Source organism: Micromonospora sp. NPDC000089, from assembly GCF_042899365.1.
Lineage (GTDB): Bacteria > Actinomycetota > Actinomycetes > Mycobacteriales > Micromonosporaceae > Micromonospora.
The window spans coordinates 61119-75454 of the sequence record NZ_JBIAZT010000015.1; the positions used below are offsets into that span (position 1 = coordinate 61119).

The 14336-nt window shown below is 73.3% G+C and carries 11 protein-coding genes; 7 read left to right on the forward strand and 4 right to left on the reverse strand.

Annotated features, from left to right (window positions below; translation table 11 throughout):
* Window positions 1-3: 3 nt before the first annotated feature.
* The 4 genes from ACFY3U_RS23110 to ACFY3U_RS23125 all read right to left on the reverse strand — a co-directional run bounded on the left by ACFY3U_RS23110 (window position 4) and on the right by ACFY3U_RS23125 (window position 6557).
* On the reverse strand, window positions 4-3729 hold the full coding sequence (locus ACFY3U_RS23110) for a multifunctional oxoglutarate decarboxylase/oxoglutarate dehydrogenase thiamine pyrophosphate-binding subunit/dihydrolipoyllysine-residue succinyltransferase subunit (RefSeq protein WP_387205236.1): 3726 nt from the start codon (window positions 3727-3729) through the stop codon (window positions 4-6).
* 273 nt (window positions 3730-4002) lie between these two features.
* Entirely contained in the window at window positions 4003-4812 is an 810-nt protein-coding gene (locus ACFY3U_RS23115; RefSeq protein ID WP_387205238.1) for an ABC transporter permease, read from the reverse strand.
* The gene (locus tag ACFY3U_RS23120; protein WP_387205240.1) at window positions 4809-5741 is read right to left on the reverse strand and encodes an ABC transporter ATP-binding protein; all 933 of its coding nucleotides are present in this window, start codon (window positions 5739-5741) and stop codon (window positions 4809-4811) included. Before ACFY3U_RS23120 ends, ACFY3U_RS23115 begins: the two co-directional genes overlap by 4 nt.
* A 153-nt stretch (window positions 5742-5894) precedes the next feature.
* Complete coding sequence (locus tag ACFY3U_RS23125) at window positions 5895-6557, reverse strand: hypothetical protein (protein WP_387205242.1); 663 nt, start codon at window positions 6555-6557, stop codon at window positions 5895-5897.
* Between the two features lie 145 nt (window positions 6558-6702).
* On the opposite strand from ACFY3U_RS23125, the gene ACFY3U_RS23130 reads away from it, so the two are divergent.
* The 7 genes from ACFY3U_RS23130 to ACFY3U_RS23160 all read left to right on the forward strand — a co-directional run bounded on the left by ACFY3U_RS23130 (window position 6703) and on the right by ACFY3U_RS23160 (window position 14040).
* Entirely contained in the window at window positions 6703-7479 is a 777-nt protein-coding gene (locus ACFY3U_RS23130; RefSeq protein WP_387205244.1) for a GNAT family N-acetyltransferase, read from the forward strand.
* The gene (locus ACFY3U_RS23135; RefSeq protein WP_387205246.1) at window positions 7479-8390 is read left to right on the forward strand and encodes a lysophospholipid acyltransferase family protein; all 912 of its coding nucleotides are present in this window, start codon (window positions 7479-7481) and stop codon (window positions 8388-8390) included. The genes ACFY3U_RS23130 and ACFY3U_RS23135 overlap by 1 nt, the downstream gene beginning before the upstream one ends.
* Window positions 8391-8493: 103 nt before the next feature.
* On the forward strand, window positions 8494-9324 hold the full coding sequence (locus ACFY3U_RS23140) for a DUF4097 domain-containing protein (protein WP_387205248.1): 831 nt from the start codon (window positions 8494-8496) through the stop codon (window positions 9322-9324).
* Window positions 9321-9938, forward strand: a complete 618-nt coding sequence (locus tag ACFY3U_RS23145; RefSeq protein WP_387205250.1) for a PadR family transcriptional regulator — start codon at window positions 9321-9323, stop codon at window positions 9936-9938. Before ACFY3U_RS23140 ends, ACFY3U_RS23145 begins: the two co-directional genes overlap by 4 nt.
* Window positions 9939-10006: 68 nt before the next feature.
* On the forward strand, window positions 10007-10708 hold the full coding sequence (locus ACFY3U_RS23150) for a response regulator transcription factor (RefSeq protein WP_387205252.1): 702 nt from the start codon (window positions 10007-10009) through the stop codon (window positions 10706-10708).
* A 114-nt stretch (window positions 10709-10822) separates the two neighbouring features.
* Complete coding sequence (locus ACFY3U_RS23155; RefSeq protein ID WP_387205254.1) at window positions 10823-12376, forward strand: sensor histidine kinase; 1554 nt, start codon at window positions 10823-10825, stop codon at window positions 12374-12376.
* A gap of 62 nt (window positions 12377-12438) precedes the next feature.
* Window positions 12439-14040, forward strand: a complete 1602-nt coding sequence (locus ACFY3U_RS23160) for a trypsin-like peptidase domain-containing protein (protein WP_387205256.1) — start codon at window positions 12439-12441, stop codon at window positions 14038-14040.
* Window positions 14041-14336 lie beyond the last annotated feature (296 nt).

Here is a 14336-nt window from a genome sequence, read left to right on the forward strand (position 1 = left end):
GGTTCACGAGCGGGGGAGGGCCGCCTCGACCAGGGCGGTCAGCTCGACCTCGTGCATCTTGGCCGAGCCGACCGCGGGGGCCGCGGCGGCGGGGCGGGAGATGCGGCGCAGCCGGACGTCGGTCAGGTGCTCCAGCAGGTTGAGCGCGACGAAGCTCCAGGCACCCTGGTTGGCCGGCTCCTCCTGCACCCAGGCGAAGTCCTCGGCGTTCGGGTACTGCGCCAGGGCGGCCCGGATCTCCTCCACCGGCAGCGGGTAGAGCTGCTCGAGCCGGATGATCGCCGTGTCGTTGACGCCGCGCTCCGCGCGCGCCTGGAACAGGTCGTAGTAGACCTTGCCCGAGCACAGCAGCACCCGCTTCACCTGCTCCGGCGCCGGGGCCGCGGTGTCGGGCAGGACCGGCTGGAAGGTGCCGGTGGTGAAGTCCTCCACCGAGGAGACGCAGAGCTTGTGCCGCAGCAGCGACTTCGGCGTGAACACCACCAGCGGCTTGCGCTTCGGCGAGAGCGCCTGCCGGCGCAGCAGGTGGAAGTAGTTCGCCGGGGTGGTCGGGATGGCCACCCGCATGTTGTCCTCGGCGCACATCTGCAGGAACCGCTCGGGGCGGCCGGAGGTGTGGTCCGGGCCCTGGCCCTCGTGGCCGTGCGGCAGCAGCAGGGTGACCGCGGAGCGCTGGCCCCACTTCACCTCGCCGGAGGAGATGAACTCGTCGATCACCGACTGGGCGCCGTTGACGAAGTCGCCGAACTGGGCCTCCCAGCAGACCAGCGCGTTGATGTTCTCCACCGAGTAGCCGTACTCGAAGCCCATCGCCGCGTACTCGCTCAGCAGCGAGTCGTGCACGAAGAACCGGGACCGCTCGCCGTTCGCGGTCAGCGTCTTCAGCGGCAGGTAGTCGTCGCCGGTCCGCGAGTCGACCACCGAGGCGTGCCGCTGGACGAAGGTGCCGCGGCGGGAGTCCTGACCGGCGAGCCGGACGGTCACCCCGTCGTGCAGCAGTGCGCCGAAGGCGATGATCTCGCCGTACCCCCAGTCGATGTTGCCCTCGACGGACATCTTGGCCCGCCGGTCGAGCAGCTGCTGGATCCGCTTGTGCGGGGTGAAGCCCTCGGGCAGGTTGACGTGCGCCTCACCGATCGCCTTGACCACCGACGCGTCGGTCGCGGTCTCGACCTGGGGCTCCGGCTCCTCCTCCCGCTTCGGGCGGCCGAGCTGGCGCGGCGTGGTGGCGGCGTCCCGGGTGGCCTTGAAGACCCGCTCCAGCTGCGCCTGGTAGTCGCGCAGCAGCTCCTCGGCGTCCTCCACGGTGATGTCGCCCCGGCCGATCAGCTCCTCGGTGTAGAGCTTGCGCACCGAGCGCTTCGAGTCAATGATCTTGTACATCTGGGGGTTGGACATCGACGGGTCGTCGCCCTCGTTGTGCCCGCGCCGGCGGTAGCAGACCAGGTCGATCACGACGTCCTTGTTGAACGCTTGACGGTATTCGAAGGCCAGCCGGGCGACCCGGACCACGGCCTCGGGGTCGTCGCCGTTGACGTGGAAGATCGGCGCCTGGATCATCCGGGCCACGTCGGTGCTGTAGAGGCTGGACCGGCTGTACTCCGGGGCGGTGGTGAAGCCGACCTGGTTGTTGACCACCACGTGCACGGTGCCGCCGGTGCGGTAGCCGCGCAGCTGGGAGAGGTTGAGCGTCTCGGCCACCACACCCTGGCCGGCGAAGGCGGCGTCGCCGTGCACCGCCAGCGGCAGCACGGTGTAGCCCTCCAGCTTGAGGTCGATCCGGTCCTGCTTGGCCCGGACGATGCCCTCCAGCACCGGGTCGACCGCTTCCAGGTGGGACGGGTTCGCCACCACCGAGACCTTGACCGAGTGCTCGCCGTCCGGGCAGGTGAACTTGCCGTTCTGCCCGAGGTGGTACTTCACGTCGCCGGAGCCCTGGGTGGAGCGCGGGTCGAGGTGGCCCTCGAACTCCGAGAAGATCTTCTCGTACGGCTTGCCGACGATGTTGGCCAGCACGTTCAGCCGGCCCCGGTGGGCCATGCCGATGACGACCTCGTCCAGCCCGCCCTCGGCGGACGACTCCAGCACCTCGCCGAGCAGCGGGATCAGCGACTCGCCGCCCTCCAGCGAGAAGCGCTTCTGGCCGACGTACTTCGTCTGCAGGAAGGTCTCGAACGCCTCGGCGGCGTTCAGCCGGTTGAGCACGTGCTTCTGCTCGTCCGCGGCCGGCTTCTCGTACCGGCGCTCGATCCGCTCCTGGATCCAGCGCCGCTCCTCCGGGTCCTGGATGTGCATGTACTCGATGCCGACCCGGCGGCAGTACGAGTCGCGCAGCACCCCGAGGATGTCGCGCAGCTTCATCCGCTGCCGGCCGGCGAAACCGTTGACCGGGAAGGTCCGGTCGAGGTCCCACAGGGTCAGCCCGTGCTCGAGCACGTCCAGGTCGGGGTGCTTGCGGATGGCGAACTCGAGCGGGTCGGTGTCGGCCATCAGGTGGCCGCGCACCCGGTACGCGTGGATCAGCTCGTGCACCCGCGCGGTCTTGTTGATCTGGCCCTCGGAGTCGACGGCCACGTCGCGCACCCAGCGCACCGGCTCGTACGGGATGCGCAGCGAGGTGAAGATCTGGTCGTAGAAGCCGCGCTCGCCGAGCAGCAGCTCGTGCATCACCTTGAGGAACTCGCCGGACTGCGCGCCCTGGATGATCCGGTGGTCGTACGTGCTGGTCAGCGTGATGATCTTGCTGACCGCCAGCTCGGCCAGGGTGGCCTCGCTCATGCCCTGGTACGGCGCCGGGTACTCCATCGCGCCGACGCCGATGATCGCGCTCTGGCCCTGCATCAGCCGCGGGATCGAGTGCACCGTGCCGATGCCGCCCGGGTTGGTCAGCGAGATCGTGGTGCCGGAGTAGTCCTCCATGGTCAGCTCGTTGCGGCGGGCGCGCCGGACCACGTCCTCGTACGCCTGCCAGAACTGCCGGAAGTCCAGCTGCTCGCAGCCCTTGATGGAGGGCACCACCAGGTTGCGGGTGCCGTCCGGCTTGGTTAGGTCGATGGCGATGCCCAGGTTGACGTGCTCCGGGCGGACCATCGCCGGCTTGCCGTCGGTCTCGGCGAAGGAATTGTTCATCTCCGGGTGCTCGACCAGCGCCCGGACCATCGCGTACCCGATCAGGTGGGTGAAGCTGACCTTGCCACCGCGGCCGCGGGCCAGGTGGTTGTTGATCACGATGCGGTTGTCCACCAGCAGCTTGGCCGGGACCGCGCGCACGCTGGTCGCGGTCGGCACGGCCAGCGAGGCGTCCATGTTCTGGACGATCTTGGCGGCCACGCCGCGCAGCGGGGTGGTGCCCGCGCCGCTCGCCGCCGGCGCCTTCGCGGCCGGCTTGGCCGGCGCCGCCTTCGCGGCCGGCGCGGCGGGCTTCGTGGCCGCGGGCTTGGCCGCCGGGGCCGGCTTCGCCGGGGCGGGCCGGGTGGCCGGCTGGGCCACCGCCGCGGCGGCCTCCTGCTGGCCGGCCGGCTCAGCCGCGGCGGGCTTCGCGGGGGCGGCCGCCGCCGGACGCGGGGTGCCGGCGCCGGGCGCCGGGCGGTAGTCGGCGAAGAAGTCGTGCCAGGCCGAGTCGACGCTCGAGGGGTCGGCGAGGTAGCGCTGGTACATCTCCTCGACGATCCACTCGTTCGGGCCGAAACCCGCCAGTGGGTTCTCCTGCGAAGTCTGCTGGGTCGACACGGCCGGTAATCGCCTCTTTCACGCGGGTTCGTCTGTCACGCGGTGGGCCACCGGCACCCCGGAACCGGGGCGCACGGGGATGGTCCCAGGCTACGCCGTGCGATCCCGTCAGGCATTTCCGCCTCCGACGGGTGGTCCGTTTCACAGAAGATGCCAGAAGTTCAGTAAACGCCGCGTGTCATGTCGACTCCTGTTATGAGGGGCCGACGGGAACGGCCCCGGCGCGACGGGGAACCGTCGCACCGGGGCCGGCGCCTGACGCGGCCGGAACGGTCAGGCGATGTCCCGCCGACGGGTGACGAATACCCCGACGGCGCCGCTGACCAGCGCGTACCCGATCAGCACCAGCGCGCCCACCCACCAGGCGGGCAGCATCCCGGACCGTTCCCCGCTGATCATCACCTGCGAGGCGATGGCCGGCCAGACCACCTGCCACTTGGCGATCGCCTCGTTGTCCAGCCAGCTCGACAGCAGCACGAACAGCACCTGGACCACCTGGGTGGCCACCAGGTAGACCACCGCGGCGGTGATCACGGCGCCGAGCTGGTTGGGGATCAGCGTGCCGATGCCCACCCCGAGGATCGTCCAGATCGCGTACGCGAGCAGGTTGAGCAGCAGCGCCCGCTGCACGGTCCACTCGCCGAGCTGGGTGCCGTGCCCGTCCAGGTTCAGGAAGATCGCCCCGGCGACCAGGTTGATCACCGTGGTGGCCAGCCAGAAGCCGAAGCCCATCAGGGACGCCGCGCCGAGCTTGGCCAGGATCACCGAGGTGCGCCGCGGGGTGGTGAGGAAGGTGGTGGTGGCCGTCTGGTGGAAGAACTCGTTGGTCACCATCAGGATGCCGATCAGCATCACGAACAGCAGGCCGAGGAACTGGCCGGAGGTGTAGATGTTCGCCGCCTGACCGGCCGCGGTGGCCGGCTCGCCGCCGACGGCCACCTCGCTGTTGCCGCTGAGTACGGTGTGCGCGTACCAGGCGTTGAAGGCGAAGGCCAGCGCCAGCGCCAGGAACGCGCCGAGGCCGAGCAGCCACCAGGTGCTGGTGGTACGGATCTTGAGCAGTTCGGACCGGACCAGGTTCATCGGATGCCCGCCTTCCCGGCCGTCAGCTCGAGGAAGACCCGTTCCAGGTCGGGTCGTTCCGTGGTCAGTTCGTGCAGCTCCACCCCGGCGGCCAGGGCCACCCGGCCGACGGTCGGGGCGTCCGCCCCGGCCACCAGCAGGGCACCGTGCTCGTCCGGGGTGACGGTGGCCGACTGGGCGGCCAGCGCCGCGGTGAGCTCCGGCGCCTGCGGGGTGCGCACCCGCACCTGGCCGCCGCTGGTCATCGAGCCCATCACCTGGTCGACCGGCCCCTGCCGGATCAGCTGGCCGGCGGCGATGATCACCACGTCGTCGGCGAGCAGCTGCATCTCCGACAGCAGGTGACTGGAGACCAGCACCGTGCGGCCCTCCTGGGCCAGGCCCTTGAGGAAGCCGCGCATCCACCGGATGCCCTCCGGGTCCAGCCCGTTGGCCGGCTCGTCCAGGATCAGCACCCGGGGGTCGCCGAGCATCGCCGCGGCGATCCCCAGCCGCTGCTTCATGCCCAGCGAGTAGCCCTTGAACTTGCGGTTCGCCGCCGGGGTCAGCCCGACCAGGGCCAGCGCCTCGTCGGCGCGGGCCGCCGGCAGGCCGGCCGCCGCGCAGATCACCCGCAGGTGGTTGCGGCCGGTCCGGCCCTTGTGCGCGCTGGACGCCTCCAGCACCGCGCCCACGTGCCGCAGCGGGTCGGTCAGCGCGGCGTACCGGCTGCCGCCGATGGTGGCGTCGCCGCTGGTCGGGGTGACCAGATTCAGCAGCATCCGCAGGGTGGTCGTCTTGCCGGCGCCGTTGGGGCCGAGGAAGCCGGTCACCCGACCGGGCTCGACGGTGAAGGACAGGTTGTCCACCGCCCGGACGTTCTTGTACTGCTTGGTCAGTCCGGACACGACGATCTGGCCGGTGCTGGGGCTCCACTGCCCGTCGGACATCGTTCTCCTCCCGTGCGGCGGCGCGTCGCGCGCCGCGCTCCAGGGCGCCCGTTGCGGGGAGCGCCGACGCACAGCGTGGCAAGCCCGGTCAACCGGGTCAATCCGGCCCGGGTCGTCGGTTCCCTCTCCGCCTCAGGTCGTAGGCCGTCGTCCTCAGGGCGTACCGGCGGCCACCGCGATCCAGGTGGCCCGGGCTCGGCCGAGCAGCGCGCCGGTCGGGCCGTACAGGGCGGTGTGCACGAACGCCTTGCGCCCCTCGGCGCCGGTCAGCGCCCCGGTCACCACGCAGGCGTCGCCGGGGGCGGGCAGCGCGTCGACCACCGCCGCGATCCGGCCCAGCACGTACGGCCGGCCGGCGCCGATCACCGCCCAGCCGCCGGGGCAGTCCAGCGCCGCCCAGACGGTGGCCGGCTCCACCCGCGCCGGCGCCCGCAACGGCGCCGCGGTCCGCCCGTCCGGCAGCGGGCCGGGAAAGATCCGCAGCCCGTCCGGGTGCGCCGGGCCGCAGACCCAGCAGCCGGGAAAGGGGTGGTCCACCAGCCCGGGGTACGCCCCGGCGGCGGCCGCCGCGGTCGCCGGGTCGACCGGCGGCACCGCCTCGGGCAGCTCGTCGGTCGGCTCGACCCGGGCGACCAGCGCGCCGGCCGGATCCCGTACGTCGCCGTCGGTCAGGGTGAGCGGGGTGTCCAGCGGCGGCGGCCGGCGCAGGGTCACCTCGACCGGCCGGTCCCCGCCGTACGCGCCGGCGAACACCCCCGCGCTCCAGCCGCCGTTGCCCGAGCCGGGCGGTCCGTTGTACCGCGCCTCGATGATCATCCGTTCCTCCCCGCGCGCCGGCCGGCGCGAATCCCGTCCGGGCAGCGTCCCACGTCGCCGCGCGGGCCCAGCCGCCGACCGGCGTTCACCGGATCGACATCCGTGGCCGGGGTGAGCGGCAACCCGGGGCCCTTACACAGGTCACATGGCCGTTCTGCATGCCGCTGGCGCCCCCCTCACGACCAGCGGATACACCCTGCTGATCGCCGACGACCCCACTCAGGTCGCGGCCGCGCAACGCCTGCGTCACGAGGTGTTCGCCACTGAGCTCGGCGCCACCCTCCGCCCGGGTGGGGCCGGGCTGGACGTCGACGAGCTCGACGCCCACTGCGACCACCTGATCGTGCGGGAGGAGCGCACCGGTCGGGTGGTCGGCACGTACCGGCTGCTGCCGCCGGGCCGGACCACCCGCCGGTACGCCGAGAGCGAGTTCGACCTGACCGCGCTCGACCCGCTGCGGGACGTGCTGGTTGAGGCCGGCCGCTCGTGCGTGCACCCGGACCACCGCGACGGCGCGGTGATCAACCTGATGTGGGCGGGCATCACCCGCTACCTGCACCTGCGCGGCTCGAACTGGCTCGGCGGCTGCGCCTCGGTGCCGGTCGACGACGGCGGCCGGACGGTCGCCGAGGTGTGGGCCCAGGCGCGGGCGAAGCACCTCGCGCCGCCGCCGATGCGGGTCGAGCCGCTGCGCCCCTGGTTCGCCGAGCCGACCGCGTTCGCCGCCGACCGGGCCGAGGGCGGGGCCGCCGGGCGGGCGATGATCCCGCCGCTGCTGCGCGGCTACCTGCGGCTGGGCGCCTGGATCGCCGGCGAGCCGGCGTACGACCCGGACTTCGGCTGCGCCGACTTCTACGTGCTGTTCTCGCTGGACCGGATGAACCCGCGCTACCTGAAGCACTTCCTGGGCGGAGGCGAGTGATGAGCGCCGACCTGTGGCGGCCCTCCTCGGGCTGCGGACCGGACTGCCTGCCGCTGCCCGGCGAGGTGTCGGCCGTGTCGCCGGCCCGCCGGGTGGCCCGGCTGCTGGGCGTACTGGGAATGCTGCTGGCCGGGGCCGGGATGGCCGTCGTGCTGCCGGTGCTGCCCCGGCCGGAGCGGGCGGCGGCCGTCCGGGCCTGGGCCCGCGGCACCGCCCGGGCGATCGGGGTGCGGTTGGAGATCAGCGGCCGGCTGCCCCGGCGGCGCGCGCTGCTGGTCGCCAACCACGTGTCCTGGCTGGACATCCTCGCGGTGCTGGCGGTGGCCCCGGCCCGGATGCTGGCCAAGCGGGAGGTCCGGGACTGGCCGGTGGTCGGGCTGCTGGCCCGCGCCGCGGGCGGGGTGTTCGTCGACCGGGCCAAGCCGCGGGAGCTGCCGCGGACGGTGGCCCAGCTGGCCGCGGCGCTGCGCGCCGGCGACCCGGTCGCGGTCTTCCCGGAGGGTACGACCTGGTGCGGCACCGCCCCCTCGGCGCAGTGCCGCCCGGAGCGGGGCTTCCGACCGGCGGCGTTCCAGGCCGCGATCGACGCCGGGGCGCCGGTGGTGCCGCTGCGGATCAGCTACCGCTGCGCGGCTACGGGGGAGTGGACCACCGCCGCCGCCTTCCTGGGCGAGGAGAACCTCTGGCAGTCGGTCCGTCGGGTGCTCGCCGCCCGCGACCTGGTGGTCGGCGTGGCGATCGCCGGGGCGCTGCACCCGGCCGCCGGCGCGGACCGTCGCCTGCTGGCCCGGGCCGCCGAGTCGGCGATCCACCTGGTGCCCGCCCCGGTCGCCGCGCCGGTGCCGGTCGCGGCCGTGCCGCTCGCCTTCCCGCTGCCCGCCACCGACCGGGAGCTCGGCCTGGCGGCCTGACACCTGACACTCGCGACAGTCTTGTTCTATCGCGATGTATCGCGTTACGCTCTCCCGGTGAGGGTGCGGCCGTCGCCGCACCCACGTCGAGGGGAGGAACGCCATGACCAACTGGACGGTCGAGCGCCCGCAGCAGCTCAACCTGGACGGGCCGGTGACCCGGCTGAACGTCCGGCTGGTCACCGGGCGGCTCAACGTGGTCGGCACCGACGGCCCCGCCCGGGTCGACGTCACCCGGGTCAGCCGCCGGCCGATCCTGGTCGAGCACCGCGACGGCGAGCTGCGCATCGGCCACCAGCGGCCGCCCCGCTTCCCCGGCCTGCTCTGGTGGCTCGGCCAGCTCGGTCGCCGGTTCCGTGCCGACGTGTCGGTCGCCGTCCCGGTCGAGGCGCTCGCCGACCTGCAGCTGGTGGACGGCTCGCTGGTCGTCTCCGGGCTGCGGCGCGACACCCGGGTCGACGTCACCTCCGGCCGGGTCACCCTGATGGGGCTGGCCGGGCGGACGGCCGCCCGGGTGGTCTCCGGCCCGGTCGAGGCGCTCGGCGTGACCGGCGACCTCACCCTGGAGACGGTCTCCGGCGAGGTGATCCTGGCCGACGGCGCGGCCGAGCGGGTGCACGCCAACACCGTCTCCGGGGCGATCACCTGCGACCTGGACAACCCCGGCCCCAGCGACATCCGGCTCACCACCATCTCCGGCAGCATCACCGTCCGGGTCCGCGAGGACAGCGACCTCACCGTCCGCCTGCACACCACCTCGGGCCGGATCACCAGCGGGTTCCCCCAGGTGTGCGGGCACGGCTTCGCCGCGGTCAAGGACGGCCACGGGGTGCTCGGCGCCGGCGGGGGTACGCTGCATGCCTCCGCGACGTCGGGCAGCATCGCGCTGCTCGCCCGCCCGGTGGACGACGAGGAGCAGGAGGAGCTGCCGTGACCGCCGTGTTCAGTCACGGGCGGCTCCGGCTCTACCTGCTCAAGCTGCTCGCCGACGGCCCGAAGCACGGGTACGAGCTGATCCGGCTGCTGGAGGACCGCTTCCTCGGCCTGTACGCGCCCAGCGCCGGCACCATCTACCCCCGGCTGCAACGCCTCGAGGTGGAGGGACTGGTCAACCACACCGCCGCCGGTGGCCGCAAGGTCTACGAGATCACCGGGGCTGGGCGGGCCGAGCTGCGCCAGCGGGCCGACGAGCTGGCCACCCTGGAGTCGGACATCTCGGCCTCGGTGCAGGACCTCTCGGCGCTGGCCGGCGAGATCCAGACCGAGGTACGCGGCTCGGTGCGCGACCTCAAGCGCGAGCTGCGCGAGGCGGCCCGGCAGACCCGCCACCCCGGCCCCGGACCCGCGTACGCCCCCCGGCCGGCGAACGGCGCCCGCCCGGCCGACGGCGGGTCGCCGCTGCTGGCCGAGTTCGACCAGCGGCTGGCCGCCTTCACGGTGGAGGTCGGCGCGCTGGTCCGCGCCGGCCGGCTCAGCGACGGCCAGCTGCGCACCGCCATCCGGGTGCTCGACGGTGCGCTGGACGGGCTGCGGCGGCTGCTGCGCTGACGCGCCTCACAGCCTTTTTCCAGGAACCGCCCAGCGTCGGTGCAGCGATGTCACGGATGATGGCCACCATGGCCGCTACCCAGACCGAGGCGCGACTGCTCGTCGTCGAGGACGACCCCAACATCCTCGAACTGCTCTCCGCCAGCCTGCGCTTCGCCGGCTTCGACGTCGCCACCGCCACCAGCGGCAGCGCGGCGCTGCACACGGCCAAGGATCACCGCCCCGACCTGGTGGTGCTCGACGTGATGCTGCCCGACCTGGACGGCTTCGAGGTGATCCGGATGCTCCGCGAGGGCGGCACGCGTACCCCGGTGGTGTTCCTGACCGCGCGGGACGCCACCGACGACAAGATCCGCGGGCTCACCCTGGGCGGCGACGACTACGTCACCAAGCCGTTCAGCCTGGAGGAGCTCACCGCCCGGATCCGGGCCGTGCTGCGCCGCACCGCCACCGGCGAGCACGCCCCGTCCCGGCTCACCTTCGCCGACCTGGAGCTGGACGAGGAGACCCACGAGGTGCACCGGGCCGGCCAGCGGGTGCAGCTCTCGCCGACCGAGTTCAAGCTGCTGCGCTACCTGATGCTCAACCCCAACCGGGTGCTGTCCAAGGCGCAGATCCTGGACCACGTCTGGAACTACGACTTCCGCGGTGACGACAACATCGTCGAGTCGTACATCTCCTACCTGCGGCGCAAGGTGGACAACACCCAGCCACGGCTGATCCACACGCTTCGGGGCGTCGGTTACGTCCTGCGCAAGCCGGCATCGTGAGCGCGAGGAGTGAGCCGGGTTTGCGAGCCCCGCAGTCGCGAACCGGGCTGGCATCGTGAGCGCGAGGAGTGAGCCGGGTTTGCGAGCCCCGCAGTCGCGAACCGGAGTCACCCCGTGAGCGTCCTGCACGAGGCGAAGGGCCGGATCCGGGGCGTACCGCTGCGGGTGAAGCTGGTCGCGTCGGTGCTCGCCCTGGTGGCCGCCGCGCTGGTGGTGATCAGCTCGCTGACCACGTACTTCCTGCGTGACTACCTGATCGGTCAGGTGGACGACCAACTGCGCGGGGACACCATCGGGGTGGCCCGCGGCCTGGAGCAGGCGGGCGGCGGGCGGATCTTCGTCGGCATCCCGTCGGACTACGTGGCCGCCCAGGCCACCCCCACCGGAGTGCAGGAGCCGTCCCGGTACTCCGGGATGAGCACCGCCGAGCTGCCGCCGTTCCCCACCGACTACGCCGGCTACCAGGCGCGGGTCGGTGACCCGACCACCGTCCGCTCGGCGGACGGGCGGACCCGCTGGCGGATGCTCTACACCGATCTCGGCAACGGCCGGATCGTGGCCTTCGGGCAGCACCTCAACGGCGTCGACCTCGCCGTCAAGCGGTTGGTCTGGATAGACCTCCTGGTCGGCGGCGCGGTGCTGATCCTGCTCGCGTCGATCGGCGCGGCCATCGTCCGGACCAGCCTGAAACCGCTGGTGGAGATCGAGCGCACGGCCGCGGCGATCGCCGGGGGCGACCTGACCCGCCGGGTGCCCGACCCGGAGGAGGGGCAGGAGTGCGCCACCTCCGAGCTGGGCCGGCTCTCCCGCGCGCTGAACGCGATGCTGGCCCAGATCGAGGCCGCCTTCACCGCCCGGGCCGCCTCCGAGACCGCCGCCCGGTCCGCCGAGTCCAGCGCCCGGGACGCCGCGTACGCCGCCCAGGCCTCCGAGGCGCGGGCCCGCCGCTCGGAGGAGCGGATGCGGCAGTTCGTCGCGGACGCCTCGCACGAGTTGCGCACCCCGCTGACCACCATCCGCGGCTTCGCCGAGCTGTACCGGCAGGGCGCCGCCCGGGAGCCGCAGCAGACCTCGGACCTGCTGCGCCGGATCGAGGACGAGGCGGCCCGGATGGGGCTGCTGGTGGAGGACCTGCTGCTGCTCGCCCGGCTGGACCGGGAACGGCCCGTCCAGCTGGCGCCGGTGGAGCTGCCGGTGCTCGCCTCCGACGCCGTCGAGGCGGCCCGGGTGGTGGCCCCCGAGCGGCGGATCGCGCTGGAGATCGAGCCGGGCGCCGGCCCGCTGGTGGTGTACGGGGACGACGCCCGGCTGCGCCAGGTGATCGGCAACCTGATGACCAACGCGCTGACCCACACCCCGGCCGAGGCGTCGGTGACCCTGCGGTTGCGTACCGAGCCGGGCAACCTGGCCGTGGTCGAGGTGATCGACACCGGCCCCGGCCTCACCCCGGAGCAGGCCGAGCGGGTGTTCGAGCGGTTCTACCGGGCGGACGCCGCCCGGACCCGACGGGCCAGCGGGATCACCAGCACCGGGCTGGGGCTGGCCATCGTCGCCGCGCTGGTCACCGCCCACCACGGCACGGTCGAGGTGGACGGGACGCCCGGCGGCGGGGCCACCTTCCGGGTCCGGCTGCCGCTGCTGCCGGACTCCGACGGCGAGCCGTCCTGACTTTCAGAAAACTTCCAGGCTGATATCAGGCTCGTGACAGAGCCAGGGGAGAAGCTAGGCATATGACCGAGTTCGAGACCGACCCCCAGCGACGGCCGGCCACCTCCGACGCCGAGCCGTCGCACTCCACCGCCGAGCTGTCCCGCGTCGAGCACGGGCAGTCCGACCCCACCAACGCCTTCCCGGCCGTCCCGGCCGACCGACCGGGCGACGCCGCCGGCACCGCGGGGGAGCCGGCCGGCGCCCCGGCCTCCGGCGCCCCCTACCCGCCGTCCGCCCCGACCACCGGCAGCGGGTACGCCCCACCGTCGGGCAACCCGTACGCCCCGTCGTCCGGCGGCCCGTACGCCCCGTCGTCCGGCGCTCCGGTGGCGCCCTACCCGCCGGGTGCGGACCAGGGCCACCGGCCCGGCTACCAGCCGTACCCCGGCCAGTACCCGACCGCCGGCCAGTACCCCACCGCGCAGTACCCGGCGGCCGGCTACCAGCCCGGCCAGCCGCAGGCCGGTTGGGCCGGCGGCCACCCGGGCGGTCACGGCCCCAACGGGCCGGTGCCGCCGCAGCACGGTGGCCAGCCGGTGCCGCCGTGGGCGGCCGCCCCGGGCCCGCGCCCGTCGAAGGTGGCGAAGTTCGTCGGCGCCGGCGTGGCCGTGTTCGCCCTGATGCTCGGCTCCGGCGTGGCCGGCGGCGCGCTGGCGCTGGCCGTCGACGGCGACTCGGGCGGCATCACCCGCACCTACTCGGCCGCCCCGGTGATCAACAGCGCCGACCTGCCGAAGATCGCCGCCGCGGTGCAGGACAGCGTGGTCTCGATCATCACCGACAGCGGCGAGGGCTCCGGCGTGGTGCTCAGCGCCGACGGGTTCGTGCTGACCAACAACCACGTGGTGGCGTCCGCCTCCGGGGACACCGTCCGGGTGGTCTTCGCCGACGGCAAGACCGCTCAGGCCAAGATCGTCGGTACCGACCCGAAGACCGACCTTGCCGTGGTCAAGGCCGGCGGGGTGGGCAACCTCAAGGCGGCGAAGTTCGGCGACAGCGACGGGATGCAGGTCGGCGACCAGGTGCTCGCCCTGGGCAGCCCGCTGGGCCTGCAGGGCTCGGTGACCGCCGGCATCCTCAGCGCCCGGGACCGGACCATCCAGGCCGGTGAGGGCGGCCAGCAGCAGACCCCGCAGCAGGGCTCCAGCTCGATCTCCGGGCTGCTGCAGACCGACGCCCCGATCAACCCCGGCAACTCCGGTGGCGCCCTGGTCAACACCCGCGGCGAGGTGATCGGCATCAACACCGCCATCGCCACCGCCGGGCAGGGCAGCAACGGCAACATCGGGGTCGGCTTCGCCATCCCGAGCAACAAGGCCAAGGACGTCGCGGAGAAGCTCCAGCGCGGCGAGAAGGTCAGCCACCCGTCCCTCGGGGTCAGCGTCAACGCGGCCGAGGACGGCGGCGCCCTGATCGCCGCGGTCGTTCCCGGCAGCGCGGCCGAGAAGGCCGGCCTGCAGCGGGGCGACGTGGTCACCCGGTTCGGCAACACGGTGATCAACGACTCCAACGACCTGGTCGGCGCCGTGCAGGCCGGCAAGGTCGGCGACCGGGTCGAGGTCACCTACAAGCGAAACGGATCCGAGACGAAGGCAACCGTCACGCTCACTGAGACGTCATAACACCAGACCTGCCTCCTCCAGGGGCGGGGGGGGGGGGGGGGCCGCGGGGGGGGGGCCCCCCCCCCCCCCCCGCCCGCTTTTCGTTCCGGCGCCGCCTCACCCGGGCCGGGTGAGGCGGTCTCACCTCCGGCGCGGCGATCCTTGCCCGGCACCGGCCCGCCGACCGGTCGCCGCGTGGCGCGGCCGCCCGGGCCGCGCCCGGGGACGCGCCGTTTACCGCCGCCGGGGCCGGGAAGTCGCCCGCGATCCGATCGTGACCACCGAGGAGGACTCGTGGCCGTGACCCACCGTCCGCC

What these genes read in the sequence shown, in the direction of transcription:
- ACFY3U_RS23150 (WP_387205252.1), top strand. Translation starts at nt 10,007, where the DNA reads ATGGCCGCTACCCAGACCGAGGCGCGACTGCTCGTCGTCGAGGACGAC.
- ACFY3U_RS23125 (WP_387205242.1), bottom strand. Translation starts at nt 6,557, where the DNA reads ATGATCATCGAGGCGCGGTACAACGGACCGCCCGGCTCGGGCAACGGC.
- ACFY3U_RS23135 (WP_387205246.1), top strand. Translation starts at nt 7,479, where the DNA reads ATGAGCGCCGACCTGTGGCGGCCCTCCTCGGGCTGCGGACCGGACTGC.
- ACFY3U_RS23120 (WP_387205240.1), bottom strand. Translation starts at nt 5,741, where the DNA reads ATGTCCGACGGGCAGTGGAGCCCCAGCACCGGCCAGATCGTCGTGTCC.
- ACFY3U_RS23160 (WP_387205256.1), top strand. Translation starts at nt 12,439, where the DNA reads ATGACCGAGTTCGAGACCGACCCCCAGCGACGGCCGGCCACCTCCGAC.
- ACFY3U_RS23130 (WP_387205244.1), top strand. Translation starts at nt 6,703, where the DNA reads ATGGCCGTTCTGCATGCCGCTGGCGCCCCCCTCACGACCAGCGGATAC.
- ACFY3U_RS23140 (WP_387205248.1), top strand. Translation starts at nt 8,494, where the DNA reads ATGACCAACTGGACGGTCGAGCGCCCGCAGCAGCTCAACCTGGACGGG.
- ACFY3U_RS23115 (WP_387205238.1), bottom strand. Translation starts at nt 4,812, where the DNA reads ATGAACCTGGTCCGGTCCGAACTGCTCAAGATCCGTACCACCAGCACC.